This is a genomic window from Proteus vulgaris (genome assembly GCF_023100685.1).
In the GTDB taxonomy this organism is placed as follows: Bacteria; Pseudomonadota; Gammaproteobacteria; order Enterobacterales; family Enterobacteriaceae; genus Proteus.
Map to the genome: position 1 here is coordinate 1,375,217 of NZ_CP090064.1, position 13,894 is coordinate 1,389,110.

General features: G+C 36.6%; 11 protein-coding genes. 6 read left to right on the plus strand and 5 right to left on the minus strand.

Going from position 1 to position 13,894, the window contains the following annotated elements; translation table 11 throughout:
* Window positions 1-118 precede the first annotated feature (118 nt).
* The 4 genes from LW139_RS06445 (at window position 119) to allD (ending at window position 4,025) form a co-directional block, all read left to right on the plus strand.
* Window positions 119-1,150 carry a methionine ABC transporter ATP-binding protein gene (locus LW139_RS06445; RefSeq protein ID WP_247850795.1) on the plus strand — a complete coding sequence of 344 codons (1,032 nt, stop codon included), beginning with the start codon at window positions 119-121 and terminating at the stop codon, window positions 1,148-1,150.
* Between the two features lies 1 nt (window position 1,151).
* Window positions 1,152-1,838, plus strand: coding sequence for a methionine ABC transporter permease (locus LW139_RS06450; protein WP_227336645.1), 687 nt, complete (start codon window positions 1,152-1,154; stop codon window positions 1,836-1,838).
* 49 nt (window positions 1,839-1,887) lie between these two features.
* The gene (locus tag LW139_RS06455) at window positions 1,888-2,712 is read left to right on the plus strand and encodes a MetQ/NlpA family ABC transporter substrate-binding protein (protein ID WP_227336646.1); all 825 of its coding nucleotides are present in this window, start codon (window positions 1,888-1,890) and stop codon (window positions 2,710-2,712) included.
* Window positions 2,713-2,975: 263 nt separating this feature from the next.
* Window positions 2,976-4,025, plus strand: a complete 1,050-nt coding sequence (allD, locus tag LW139_RS06460; RefSeq protein WP_166539644.1) for an ureidoglycolate dehydrogenase — start codon at window positions 2,976-2,978, stop codon at window positions 4,023-4,025.
* A gap of 83 nt (window positions 4,026-4,108) precedes the next feature.
* Here allD and LW139_RS06465 read toward each other — a convergent pair whose 3' ends face one another.
* A complete protein-coding gene (locus LW139_RS06465; RefSeq protein WP_166539643.1) occupies window positions 4,109-4,996 on the minus strand; it encodes a BPSS1780 family membrane protein in 888 nt (295 codons plus the stop codon).
* Window positions 4,997-5,237: 241 nt separating this feature from the next.
* Between LW139_RS06465 and LW139_RS06470 the strand changes: the two genes are divergently transcribed.
* Entirely contained in the window at window positions 5,238-6,074 is an 837-nt protein-coding gene (locus tag LW139_RS06470; RefSeq protein WP_247850796.1) for an HNH endonuclease, read from the plus strand.
* Window positions 6,075-6,143: 69 nt separating this feature from the next.
* Here LW139_RS06470 and pflA read toward each other — a convergent pair whose 3' ends face one another.
* From pflA to ycaO, 4 genes are all read right to left on the minus strand, one after another.
* On the minus strand, window positions 6,144-6,884 hold the full coding sequence (gene pflA / locus LW139_RS06475) for a pyruvate formate lyase 1-activating protein (protein WP_036938126.1): 741 nt from the start codon (window positions 6,882-6,884) through the stop codon (window positions 6,144-6,146).
* A gap of 109 nt (window positions 6,885-6,993) precedes the next feature.
* Window positions 6,994-9,276: a formate C-acetyltransferase gene (gene pflB / locus LW139_RS06480; RefSeq protein WP_166539641.1), complete on the minus strand. Its 2,283-nt coding sequence runs from the start codon at window positions 9,274-9,276 to the stop codon at window positions 6,994-6,996.
* Window positions 9,277-9,330: 54 nt separating this feature from the next.
* Window positions 9,331-10,185, minus strand: coding sequence for a formate transporter FocA (gene focA / locus LW139_RS06485; RefSeq protein WP_247850797.1), 855 nt, complete (start codon window positions 10,183-10,185; stop codon window positions 9,331-9,333).
* Between the two features lie 672 nt (window positions 10,186-10,857).
* Window positions 10,858-12,615, minus strand: coding sequence for a 30S ribosomal protein S12 methylthiotransferase accessory factor YcaO (gene ycaO, locus LW139_RS06490; protein WP_227336648.1), 1,758 nt, complete (start codon window positions 12,613-12,615; stop codon window positions 10,858-10,860).
* Between the two features lie 229 nt (window positions 12,616-12,844).
* Here ycaO and ansB point away from each other — a divergent pair, with 229 nt between their 5' ends.
* Entirely contained in the window at window positions 12,845-13,882 is a 1,038-nt protein-coding gene (ansB, locus tag LW139_RS06495) for an L-asparaginase 2 (RefSeq protein WP_208105124.1), read from the plus strand.
* Window positions 13,883-13,894 lie beyond the last annotated feature (12 nt).

Here is a 13,894-nt window from a genome sequence, read left to right on the forward strand (position 1 = left end):
AAAATTCAATAATAAAACCAATAGAAATAATTTAATTCTAAGGTATGCCATTTTTGTTTATTTCATTTTCATTCCCTGCTTGACAATTCCTCTCATTAACATTAATTTGGATTTCTAGATGTTTAGCCATCTAGATTTCCATTTAATGAGTGAGTTGATTAAAATGATAACACTAAAAAATGTCAGCAAAATTTATCAGCGAGGGAAAAAGCAAACTGTTGCTGTTGATGATATTAATTTGAATATTGAGCAGGGAGATATCTTTGGCATCATTGGTTATAGCGGTGCTGGGAAAAGTAGTTTGATCCGACTATTAAATCGCTTAGAGCCTGTTAGCAAAGGTGAGGTGATTGTAGGTAAATATAATATTACTACCAGTAGTGAGCGTGAGATCCGTAAAATTCGTCACTCGATTGGCATGATTTTTCAACACTTTAATTTATTATGGTCACGCACAGTTAGAGAAAATATTGAATTTCCACTCGAAATTTCGGGCTTAGATAAAAAACAACGTTCTCAGCGAGCGAGTGAACTTATGACGTTGGTTGGGCTTGCTGATAAAGCAGATGAATATCCATCAACATTAAGTGGTGGACAAAAGCAACGTGTGGGTATTGCTAGAGCGCTAGCAAACAATCCTGATGTTTTATTATGTGATGAAGCAACATCTGCATTAGATCCAAAAACAACACAAACAATTTTAGCATTGCTTGCTGAAATTAATAAAAAGATGAATATTACGATAGTGTTGATCACACATGAAATGCAGGTTGTAAAAGCAATATGCAACAAAGTTGCAGTTATTGAACAAGGAAGAATAATAGAACAGGGTGAAGTGCTAAAAATATTTAACCAGCCCAAACATAAAGTGACGCAACAATTTTTATCTCAATCAACACAGGTAATAGATAATAATGATGATATTGATAATATAAAACAACAAAGCACAGTAATAAGATTATTATTACAAGAAGGTAAAAAATATGATTATTTTCTTTATGATTTGATTTCTAAATTTAATGAACCTATTAATTTGATAAAAGGAAATTTCTCACAAGAAAATGGGTTTATTTACTTACAATTAAATAATAAATCTAATGAAATTATACAATACCTTGAGAGCAATGATTTTAATATAGCGGTTGTGTGATATGGATGAAATACAAATTTTAATTAATAGTTACTTTCCTCATTTAAAGCTCAATGTCTTAGGGGAAGAAACATTAAATACTTTATATATGACATTAGTTTCGGGTTTATTATCTTGCTTATTAGGGATTTTAATTGGTGTCACATTATTTTTAACAGCAAAAGAAGGTTATAAAGAGCAGATTTCTATTTATAGAGCACTTTCATTTATTGTAAACATTTTTAGGGCAGTTCCTTTTATTATTTTAATTATATTATTGTTTCCTTTTACTAAATTAATTGTGGGAACCATATTAGGTGTTAACGCAGCACTACCTGCATTAGTGATTTCAGCTGCCGCATTTTACGCAAGATTGGTTGAATTAGCACTACGTGAAGTTGATAAAGGTGTAATAGAAGCAAGCCTTTCAATGGGAGCTAATTTACCTACATTAATATTTAAAGTGTTATTGCCTGAATCATCCCCTGCGCTGGTTTCTGGATTAACCGTGACATTAATTTCTTTAGTTGGAGGAACGGCTGTTGCGGGGGCGATTGGTGCCGGTGGATTAGGAAATTTAGCTTATTTAGAAGGGTTTCAGCGCAGCCATCTTGATGTGGTTTGGATTGCAACATTAGTGATTTTATTGATTGTATTATGTATTCAGTTATTGGGAGATAGTGTTGTACGAAATATAGATAAGCGCTAATTAAAAAATACTTCAATTAAAAATTAAATTTAAAAATAAGGTTATAACAATGAAATTAACAGTATTTAAAAAGCTGGGATCACTGCTACTTATTAGCCTCGCGCTCTCTGCTTGTAAGCCAACTGATGAAAAGTCAGAAAATAAATTAATTATAGGTGCATCAAGTACACCTCATGCTGAAATCCTTGAGTTTATAAAACCCCAATTGGCAAAAGAAGGATTAGAGTTAGATATTCGAGTCTTTAATGACTATATTATTCCTAATCAAGCATTGGCAGAAAAAGAATTAGATGCGAATTTCTTTCAACATGTGCCTTATTTAAATAAAACCTTAGCGGATCACCCTGATTGGAAATTAGTTTCAGCAGGTGCAGTACATATGCACCCTTATCGTTTTTTCTCACAAAAATATAAAAGCTTACAGGATTTGCCTAATGGTGCAAAAATGATAAGTAGTAATAATCTGGCACAGCATGGACATATATTAAAACTGTTCCAAGACGAAGGGATAATTAAATTACGTGAAGGCATCGATCCTGATGATTCTACAATTGATGATATTGTAGAAAATCCTCGTAATATAAAATTCCTATTTACTTATGATGGTCCATTATTACCACAAATTTATAAAAATGGTGAAGCGGATGTTGCTTCTATTGATGGACACTTTGCTATTAATGCGGGGCTAGATTTAACCAAAGAAGTCATTTATACCGAGCCTGCCGCAAACAGTAAGTTTGCCAATGTGGTTGTGATTAGAGAAGAAGATAAAAATGATCCACGTATTGCTAAATTAATGACGCAATTACGATCTCCAGAAACCAAACAATTTATTTTAGAAACGTTTAAGGGCGAAGCTGTTCCGGTTCCATAATATTATCTGTGGCAAAGAGTTTGTGATCAAATAGTCAGTGGAGCAAGAAATTGTTCCACTTTTTTGTTTATAACAAGAGCTATTATAAAAAGGTTTTTAATAAAGAAATGACTATTTAACAAAAATATAACGCAATCCTTCATTGGTTAAACCGATCACGGCAGATCCTATTTATGCTGTTAAATTAGACCTATCGCTCGAATTTACCTTAATTATTTTATGACGTTTCTATTTAAATAGAACCCTACAAAAGAGCATATTCTATGATAGTTTCTAAACCGCAGTTACATCAATTAATTAAAAATAAATTACATCATGCTGGGCTAAATGAAGCCCATGCAGATACGGTGGCTGATGTCTTAGTCCATGCTGATGGTAAAGGCATTCATTCTCATGGTGCTGTGCGTGTAGAGTATTATGCAGAGCGCATTAGCAAAGGTGGTACCAATACCACACCTAATTTTACTTATACTGAAACTGGACCTTGTAGCGCTGTATTTGATGGCGATAATGGCGCAGGCCATGTTGCCGCGAAAGATGCAATGGAACGCGCAATTAAAATGGCACAGGAGAAGGGCGTCGCAGTCGTTGGTGTAAGACGAATTGGTCACAGTGGCGCACTTTCTTATTTTGTCGAGCAGGCATCACAAGCAGGAATGATAGGTATCTCACTTTGCCAATCTGATCCTATGGTTGTTCCTTTTGGTGGCTCAGAAGTGTATTACGGCACAAACCCTATCGCGTTTTCTGCTCCAGGCGTAGGTGATAAACATATTACATTCGATATGGCGACAACAGTACAGGCATGGGGCAAGGTGCTTGATGCGCGTTCACGTCATGTCGATATTCCTGATACTTGGGCGGTAGATGAAAGCGGAAAACCTACGACAGATCCTTTTGCGGTAAAAGGCTTATTGCCCATTGCTGGCCCTAAAGGTTATGGTTTGATGATGATGGTCGATGTGTTATCAGGTATTTTGCTTGGGCTTCCTTTTGGTAAACATGTCAGCTCGATGTATCATGATTTAACGCAAGGACGAGAGTTAGGCCAATTACATATTGTAATTAATCCTGCATTCTTTACTGATGCGACATTATTTAGAGAGCATATCTCACAAGTTATGGGGGAATTAAATGCGATTAAGCCGGCCCCTAATGTAGATAAAGTTCTCTATCCTGGTGAAAATAGCCAAATAGAAGAACAAAGAAGCGAAAAAGAAGGCATTGAAATTGTTGATGAAATTTATAACTATTTGATCTCTGACGCACTTTACAATAAGTCTTACGATAATAAAAATCCGTTTGCAGGCTAATAAGATTTATTTTAGCTAATAAAAAGCAGTAGATGAGATTGCTTCAGTCTACTGCTGTTTTATTTAGGTTGTTAACGCTAATATTAGCTTACTAATTTTCCAATATTGGATTCAGCGGTTTTATTTAGAGAAATTGCACCATTTCCATTGATGCCACCGTTATTTCCTTGATTTCCTATATTATGATGATAAAAAATATCACGATAAGAGCCATACATTGCTGTATAGGAAAGAGGAATAGTAATCAGTAAACCTAAACCAAATGGAATAACACTAATAGCAATAATAAAGAACAGTAAAATAAAGAAGAAGAACCCACCAGATAAGTTTATTTTTACTGCTGCTAGGCTCGCTTTAACTGCAGGGAATGCTTTATAGCCATTGACTAATACAAGCGCAGGAACAAACCAATAGGCTGCAGTGCTTAATGCACCAAAAATAGCGATAATAACAAAAAATAATATAAATCCAGACGAGTTATCCATCATCATTTCAGCAATGATTTCTTCAGGATAATCGCTATTGATAGCATAAAAAATATCCATCATAGCGGCACTGCTGACGATAAATGCAAGAATAAAACCTACAAGTAAAATTAGGAAACTAATACCATATGCGCCCATCAAGCTAAGGTAACGTTTGTTATAAAAGCCAAAGAATAAAGTATCAACATCAATACGTTGAGTCTCATACTGCTGATGAGCAATTGCCACGACACCTGCGGCTAATACAGTAGTAACAAAAGGTGAAATGATTGGACCCAATAGCGGAATGAATCCAAGAATGGTTGATATAATAAGACTAACGATAAAGTAGATAATAATAACGCCGATCCACATCCAAAAACGTTCTTTTATTAAATCCCATCCGAGTCCTAACCAACGCACTCCGCCTGAAGCACCTCGTGCTTGAGGAATAGGCGTAAAGATCTCTTGCGGCTCTGTTTGCGATGAATTGTTGTCTTGTTCCATTTCCTGTACCTTAATCCCGATATCTTTGTTTATAAATATAAGCCCTCTATAATATCTTTTTGTTTTGTTATTAATCAACTGTATTAAAGCTAATATAGGTTAAGGATAATCTTATAGTAAAAAAGCAATATTATTCTGTTATAGCAATAGGAGTATTAGATAGCTTATTTGCAGCCTTTTCTTTGATAAGAGGGTATGTGTCTTAAGTAAAATGAATGCACGATAATAAATAGGAATAAAAATGAAATATTATTATGCATTACATGGTGATAAAAATAAGAAGAATTTTGATTATAAAAGTGGTTATGGATTATCAGGTGCTCGAGTAGGTGACCTTTATAATATTGAAAAAGGAGATAAAGTTTTTATTATTCAAAAAATAAAAACTAATGAAAATTATAAATTATGCGGATTATTTGAGGTTGTTGGTCACTATGTAGATGAAAAAAACACCAAATCACCTAATAGGTTAAAATTTAAAGCACCTGATGATGAATATTTAAATAAATTTATTGAGTTAGATGAGGATGTTTTAAGTAAAAGCTTACCTAAGCTAGATACTCCTTATAATTGGAATAATTTTAAACGTCATTTTTGTAAGCAAGGACAATCATTAAGAAAACCTCTTTCAGAGAAAGTATCTAGGGTTTTACTTGACGTTTTAAATAATAACTTAAATACAGAGATTCAAAGTAAAGATCGGACTTTAGAAAAACTCAATGAAGAATTTGAAGATGCGGTTAAGCAATCAAGAGGATCTTCAAAAAAAGCTCGTCAGGAAAGATTAAAAAAAGCGCCGGCTAGGCTTGAATATATTTCGAGAGAAGTATTGGTTTATCCACGTAATCCAGATGTTGTTGCAGAGGTTTTAGATAGAGCAAAAGGGTTTTGTGAATGTTGTAAAAAACCTGCGCCATTTAATCGAAAAGAGAAGCAGAATAAAGATAACCCAGAGTATAAATCAGAACCTTATCTTGAAGTACATCATAAAATATTTTTATCACAAGGAGGGGGTGATATGGTTGAGAATGCTGAAGCTCTCTGCCCAAATTGCCATCGAGAAAAACATTATGGCTAATAGTAAACATTAAACAAAAAAGCAGCGCTTAAAAACGCTGCTTCTTAAATTAATTCTAAGTAGAAGAATTTAATACATTACTTTATGGCCGTAAGACTCAAGAATGGATTTAACATTTTCCATCGTCTCTTTTGACGGTGGATGAATACCATCTAGTTTGTATTCTTCGCCTAAAGCTACCCATTTATGTTTGCCGAGTTCGTGGTAAGGTAGTAGCTCTACTTTTTCGATGTTTTTCATATCTTTAATAAATTCGCCTAAACGATGAGCAGAATCATCATCGTCAGACCAACCCGGAACAACCACATAACGAACCCATGTTTTTTGGCCTCGCTTGGCTAAATAACGGGCAAATTCAAGTGTGCGTTGGTTTGATACGCCCACTAATTTTTGGTGAATTTCATCATTGACTTGTTTTAGGTCGAGCATCACCAAGTCAGTAGCATCCATTAATTCATCAATAACGGGATCATAACGACGAACAAAGCCGTTAGTATCTAAGCAAGTATGGATATTTTCTTTTTGACATGCGCGGAACCAATCGCGCACAAACTCTGCTTGCAAAATCGCTTCGCCACCAGAAGCAGTAACACCGCCACCAGAAGCATTCATAAAATGACGATAGGTAACCGCCTCTTTCATTAATTCATCAACTGTGACGATTTGCCCACCATGAGTATCCCATGTGTCACGATTGTGACAATAGAGGCATCTCATTAAGCATCCTTGAAAGAAAACAATGAAACGTATTCCGGGACCGTCAACAGTACCGCAGGATTCAAATGAGTGGATACGACCAAGTACGGACATAACAGGGTTACTCCAAAACTGTCTAGATAAAAAGGCCCCAAAGTAGGGGCCTTTATTCTAAGCGATTTTATCTACTTTCTCAGTAAATAAATGCATATAGTTATCTTTATTACATTGTTTGTGTAAATGTACGGGTGATAACGTCTTGCTGTTGCTCTTTAGTCAGTGAGTTAAAGCGAACTGCATAACCAGAAACACGGATAGTTAACTGAGGATATTTCTCAGGATCTTCCATTGCTTCTAACAGCATTTCACGGTTCATCACGTTAACGTTCAGATGCTGACCACCTTCAATGCCGGCTTCGTGGTGGAAATAACCATCCATCAGACCTGCAAGGTTCGCTTTACGAACATCATCATCTTTACCTAATGCATTAGGCACGATTGAGAAGGTGTAAGAAATACCGTCTTTTGCATAAGCAAATGGCAGTTTAGCAACTGAAGTCAGTGAAGCAACAGCACCTTTTTGGTCACGACCGTGCATTGGGTTAGCACCTGGTCCGAATGGCGCGCCTGCACGACGACCGTCTGGAGTGTTACCTGTTTTCTTACCGTAAACAACGTTTGAAGTGATAGTCAGGATAGACTGTGTAGGTACCGCATTACGGTATGTACGCAGTTTCTGAATTTTCTTCATGAAACGTTCAACTAAGTCACAAGCGATGTCATCTACACGAGAATCGTTGTTACCAAATTGTGGGTATTCGCCATCAATTTTGAAGTCAATCGCTAAGCCGTTTTCATCACGGATTGGAGAAACTTTTGCATATTTGATTGCAGACAGTGAGTCAGCTGCAACAGACAGACCTGCGATACCACATGCCATTGTACGATATACATCACGATCATGAAGTGCCATCAGAGCTGCTTCATAGCTGTATTTATCGTGCATGTAGTGGATAACGTTCAGCGCAGTGACGTACTGAGTTGCTAACCAATCCATAAAGTGATCCATTTGGTTCATCACGGTATCGAAGTTTAATACTTCGTCCTTGATTGGAGCATGTTTTGGACCTACTTGGATTTTCAGTTTTTCGTCAACACCACCATTGATGGTATACAGTAAGGTTTTCGCTAAGTTTGCACGAGCACCGAAGAACTGCATTTGTTTACCAACAACCATTGGGCTAACACAACATGCGATTGCATAGTCATCGCTGTCGAAGTCAGGACGCATTAAGTCATCATTTTCGTACTGGATTGAAGAAGTATCGATTGAGACTTTCGCTGCGTATTTTTTAAAGTTGATAGGCAGTTGTTCTGACCACAGGATGGTCATGTTTGGTTCTGGTGATGGACCCATTGTGTACAGGGTATTTAAGAAACGGAAAGTATTCTTAGTTACCATAGTACGGCCATCTAAACCCATACCAGCTAAAGATTCTGTTGCCCAGATTGGGTCACCAGAGAACAGCTCATCATATTCAGGAGTACGTAAGAAACGAACCATACGTAATTTCATGACTAAGTGGTCAATTAATTCCTGAGCTTGTTCTTCAGTCAGTAAACCTGCATCAATATCACGTTGGATGTAGATATCTAAGAATGTAGATACACGACCAAATGACATTGCAGCACCGTTTTGAGATTTAACAGCGGCTAAGTAACCGAAGTAAGTCCATTGTACTGCTTCTTTTGCGTTTTGAGCTGGGCGAGAAATATCGTAGCCGTATTTTGCAGCCATTTCTTGGATTTGACCTAAAGCAGCATGCTGCTCTGCGATTTCTTCACGCAGTTGGATAGTCATTTCCAGATCTTCGCCTTTTTCCATTCTTTCTTGTAAAGAAGTGAATTGAGCGAATTTATCTTTACGCAGGAAGTCGATACCGTACAGTGCAACACGACGGTAGTCACCGATGATACGGCCACGACCATAAGCATCTGGTAAACCTGTTAAGATACCAGATTTACGGCATTTCATGATGTCTGGAGTATAAACATCGAAAACGCCTTGGTTGTGAGTTTTACGATAATCAGTAAAGATTTTTTTCAGTTCTGGGTCCAGCTCACGGTTGTAAGCGTGGCAAGAACTTTCAACCATACGGATACCACCGAATGGGATGATCGCACGTTTCAGAGGTGCATCAGTCTGTAAACCTACGACTTGTTCTAAATCTTTAGTGATGTAACCCGCATCGTGTGATGTGATAGTTGAAGCAACAGAAGTATCAAAATCAACCGGCGCATGTGTGCGGTTTTCGATTTTGATGCCTTCCATAACTTGTTCCCAAAGTGTATCAGTTGCTTTAGTGGAACCTGCTAGGAAAGATTCGTCGCCTTCATATGGAGTATAGTTTTTTTGGATAAAATCACGAACGTTAACACCGTTCTGCCATTCACCTTCAGAAAAACCTTTCCATGCTTCAGCAAATTTTTCATTTAAATCAGACATGATACTTCTACCTTTTTACAATGGAACTTAAGAAATCAGTCATACCTGCACGGATTAATGTTTGTCACCGCGCAGATGCATTAACCAGTATACCAGACCGACTAGGACTGCCCCGCCAATAATGTTACCGATAGTGACAGGCAATAAATTATCAGAGAGAAAATTTGATACCGTTAAATTTGAAAATTGTTCGGATGATGCACCTACTTTAGTCCAGAATTCTGCGGGTGCAAAATTCTTAATAACAATACCTAAAGGAATAAGAAACATGTTAGCGATACTGTGCTCAAAACCGCTAGCAACGAACATACCTATAGGTAAAATCAGTGCAAAAAGCTTATCAATGAGTGTACGACCTGCATAGCTCATCCATACTGCAAGACAAACCATTAAGTTAGCTAGAATGCCTAAACAAACTGCTTCGATAAAAGTGTGTTCAACTTTATGTTGTGCAGTTTGTAAAACGTTTAGCCCCCAAAGCCCATTTGCAGCCATATGTTGGCCAGCAAACCACATTAAGGCAACAAAAAAGAGTGCGCCAATGAAGTTACCAAGATAGACATTTATCCAGTTAGCAAACATTTTGCCCCAAGATATACGTCCAGTCGCTTTAGGAATAATAGTCAGAACAGTTGAGGTGAATAAGTCCGCGCCACAAACGACGACGAGCATTAACCCCAGAGAGAAGCAGATCCCGCCAACTAATTTAGCCAGCCCAAATGGAACAGATGCGGTGCCTGTAGTAGCAGTAATATAAAAAACAAAAGCAATTGATATAAACATTCCCGCAGTAAATGCAGATAAGTAAGTCGTTGGAATATGTTTATTTGCTTTATAACAACATGCATCATCGGCAACTTTTGCCATATCAGCAGGTGATAATAAATTAAAAGGGCTGTCAGCTTTCATACTAACACTCTCTTATATGTTGGAATAATTATAGCACGCAATAATAGTAGCAAAGGGGCTTACTTCTAAAATTGATATGGATCATGGTCGCTTATTAGAAACCCGATTTCAGTGCGTAAAAACCCGCTATTTTAGCTATAACCATTTGATTAATAAAATAAAAAAATTTTTTAAAAATTATCAAAAAATTTTAGACTAGCTGGATAAATAAAGTAAAAAGTAAAGATAAAGTATTATTTAGACCCCGTATGTTAAGAATTAAAAATCAAATTTAACGCCTTATTTACTTTTTCCATAAATATAAACATTACTTTATTTGTGGTTAATCATGATTGATTACTCCAGACATATAACCATTATAAAAATAAGGTTTTTAAATTTTTGAGATCTGGTTAAACAAATAGCAATTTAAACTGTATTTAAGCTATATTCTTAGTGCAAAACTTCAATATATATTTATAGTGTCGTATTAAATATCTTAAATCGTCAATTTTGCCATATTTTGACAATTTTGTCGGATGGCATATTTGTCAAGTTGACAAAATTGTCAAAAATTTATTTTTAGCAAAATAAAACACTCTACTTTTCAATAGAGTGTTTCAATTTAAATACGCGCTTATTATTCAGTTAAATTTAGTGATTATTTAATAAATCATCCTAAATAAAATAGGCTTATTTGTTCGATTGACGTTTTGCTTTTTGCAATTTTTCATAAGCAGTAAGTAACGACTGATGAATAGGTAAATTTGTTAAGTCAGCATCGATAGGTTGTAAACCATAAAATGCTTGTTTACCTTGTATTGCGTTTAAGGCTGCTTGTAATGTTTCTTCTCCATACATACGAGAGAATGCATACATGTATTGCACAGGTTCACGTTCAGTCTCTTGTTGTAATAATAAGAGATTGTGTAAGCAGCGATAATAATTTTGGCGTTCTGGCGTAAATAAAGAAGCGTTGAAATCTTGAGTCCATTCAACCCAGACAAGCGCTTGATCAAGATCACCACCAGCAAGTGCAAGCATGGATTTTAATTCACCCACTCGCAAATGGCTCCAGCCATTATCTTTACCTGGTGCAATACCAATCATTTCTCTGATACGAGTAAAGTCGTCTAGACCATCTTCATCAAATTGACCGATAAGTGATAAATATTCTTCTTTTGTGCCTTCGCTTGTTGGTAACGAAAGAATAGTATCACGCCAATGTACACCCATAATGTTATTGGCTAACTGTAGATCTTCTGCAGGGTAAATATCGGATAAACCAGGTACTAAAATACGACACGCATAAACGCCTAAGTGTGAGTAATCCATAATATAGACTTCAGCATCACACTGCTGGCACAGCGCCATTAAGGTATGGAACTCTTCTTCAGTGGTGCCACTGAAATTCCAATCAGCAAAAGTATAATCGGCATCTTTCTTAAATAGATCCCAACTAATTAAACCACTTGAATCAATAAAATGTGTTTCAAGATTGGTGTGATCACCCACTTCTTCATCATCAAAGCTTGGTGGGTTGAAAACATCAAGATCTTTAAGACTACGGCCTTGTAATAACTCCGTGACGGTACGCTCTAAAGCTACACCAAAATCAGGATGAGCTCCAAAAGAAGCGAAACAAGTTCCATTTTGTGGGTTAAATAACACGACACAAATAACAGGGAATTGTCCCCCTAAAGAAGCATCAAAGCTAAAGATTGGGAAACCTTCTTGCTCTAAGGTATTAATCGCTTCAATAACAGCAGGGTAGCGAGCTAAAACCTCTTTAGGAATTTCAGGTAAGCTAATTCTTTCGGTGATAATGCGGTTTTTCACATAGCGTTCAAAAACTTCTGAAAGTCCTTGGACACGAGCTTCATTCTTTGTATTACCCGCAGACATGCCATTAGAGGCATACAAGTTAGCAATAATATTTACAGGAATATAAACAGGTTTTTCATCTGATTGACGAATAAATGGTAGTGCGCAAATTCCACGATCATGATTACTTGATTGTAAATCAACTAATTCACTACCACATAACTCACCTTCAGGATCATAAAATTCACGTAAACGCGCATCTAATAAACCTGTAGGAACAGAATCATCCTCAGTGAGAGGGAACCATTTTTCACTTGGATAGTGAACAAATTCACCTTCTGCAATATCAGCACCTAGCCAGAAATCAGAGAAGAAATAATTAGTTGAAAGACGTTCAAAGTATTCGCCTAATGCGGAAGCTAATGCTGCTTTTTTGCTGGCACCTTTACCGTTAGTAAAACATAAAGGGCAATCTTTATCGCGAATATGAACAGACCAGACATTAGGAACTGGGTTTAACCATGAAGCTTCTTCAATGTTAAAGCCTAAATCGGTTAATTTTTTCTGAAAGCTAGCGATAGAATCTTCCAGTGCGGCATCTTTGCCAGGAATGAATGTTTGTGACATGGCAGGTTTCATTAATATTTTGCGGATGATAGTTAGGGGGCACATGATACTGAAATCCCCTGTTAATCACTAATAATTTCTCTCATTTAGAACTGACTAACCATATTCATAACTAATAAGTTATTTAACATATGAGTTTTTTTAATAAATACGTTCGATTTATCACGGAATTAATAATTTAAAATCATCATAATTGGATTTATTTATAAACTCATAAGGGATCAGTTCGATGATGAAAAAAACATTGCTTGCCAGTCTATTAGCTGTAGTCAGTGGTTCTGTTTTCGCCTTACCTAACGTCACCATTTTAGCTACTGGTGGTACCATTGCAGGTGGTGGTGATTCAGCAACAACATCAAGCTATACAGCGGGTAAATTAGGTATTGATACGCTAATTAATGCCGTACCTGAGGCTAAAAAAGTCGCTAATTTAAAAGGCGAGCAAGTCGTCAACATTGGTTCTCAAGATATGAATGACCAAGTATGGCTTAAGCTGGCTAATAAAATTAATGCAGATTGTGATAAAACGGACGGATTTGTTATCACTCATGGTACTGACACCATGGAAGAGACGGCTTACTTTCTGGATTTAACAACAGCCTGTAAAAAACCAGTTGTTATGGTTGGTGCAATGCGCCCTGCAACTGCATTAGGCGCTGAAGGTCCTTTAAATCTTTTTAACGCAGTTGTGATTGCCAGTGATAAAGCTTCTGAAAATCGTGGTGTGTTAGTCACTATGAACAATGCGGTTATCAGTGGTAAAGATGTCGTGAAAATGAATACGACTGAAGTACAAGCATTCCAGCCAGTTAATGCCGGTGCTCAAGGTTACGTACATAACGGCAAGGTACATTATTACACTGCGGCATTACCTCGTGCTGATAAACCCGCATTTGATGTCAGTAAACTAACTGAATTACCAAAAGTGGGTATTGTTTATAACTACTCAAACGCCTCTAATTTACCAGCAAAAGCCTTTATTGATAATGGCTATAAAGGTATTGTCAGCGCGGGTGTTGGTAACGGTAACTTATATACTGATATTTTTGATACCTTAGCCGATGGCGCTAAAAAAGGTGTGGTTGTTGTGCGTGCAAGCCGTGTACCAGTAGGCTTTACTACACAAAATGGTGAAGTTGATGATGCAAAATACGGTTTTGTGGCATCAGAGCGCTTAAACCCACAAAAAGCGAGAGTATTATTACAATTATCTTTAACACAAACGCAAGAGTCTGCGAAAATCCAAGAGAATTTCGAAAAGTATTAATTTAAGAGAATT

What these genes read in the sequence shown, in the direction of transcription:
- pflA (WP_036938126.1), bottom strand. Translation starts at nt 6,884, where the DNA reads ATGTCCGTACTTGGTCGTATCCACTCATTTGAATCCTGCGGTACTGTT.
- LW139_RS06445 (WP_247850795.1), top strand. Translation starts at nt 119, where the DNA reads ATGTTTAGCCATCTAGATTTCCATTTAATGAGTGAGTTGATTAAAATG.
- ycaO (WP_227336648.1), bottom strand. Translation starts at nt 12,615, where the DNA reads ATGTCACAAACATTCATTCCTGGCAAAGATGCCGCACTGGAAGATTCT.
- LW139_RS06455 (WP_227336646.1), top strand. Translation starts at nt 1,888, where the DNA reads ATGAAATTAACAGTATTTAAAAAGCTGGGATCACTGCTACTTATTAGC.
- focA (WP_247850797.1), bottom strand. Translation starts at nt 10,185, where the DNA reads ATGAAAGCTGACAGCCCTTTTAATTTATTATCACCTGCTGATATGGCA.
- pflB (WP_166539641.1), bottom strand. Translation starts at nt 9,276, where the DNA reads ATGTCTGATTTAAATGAAAAATTTGCTGAAGCATGGAAAGGTTTTTCT.
- LW139_RS06450 (WP_227336645.1), top strand. Translation starts at nt 1,152, where the DNA reads ATGGATGAAATACAAATTTTAATTAATAGTTACTTTCCTCATTTAAAG.
- ansB (WP_208105124.1), top strand. Translation starts at nt 12,845, where the DNA reads ATGATGAAAAAAACATTGCTTGCCAGTCTATTAGCTGTAGTCAGTGGT.
- LW139_RS06465 (WP_166539643.1), bottom strand. Translation starts at nt 4,996, where the DNA reads ATGGAACAAGACAACAATTCATCGCAAACAGAGCCGCAAGAGATCTTT.
- LW139_RS06470 (WP_247850796.1), top strand. Translation starts at nt 5,238, where the DNA reads ATGAAATATTATTATGCATTACATGGTGATAAAAATAAGAAGAATTTT.
- allD (WP_166539644.1), top strand. Translation starts at nt 2,976, where the DNA reads ATGATAGTTTCTAAACCGCAGTTACATCAATTAATTAAAAATAAATTA.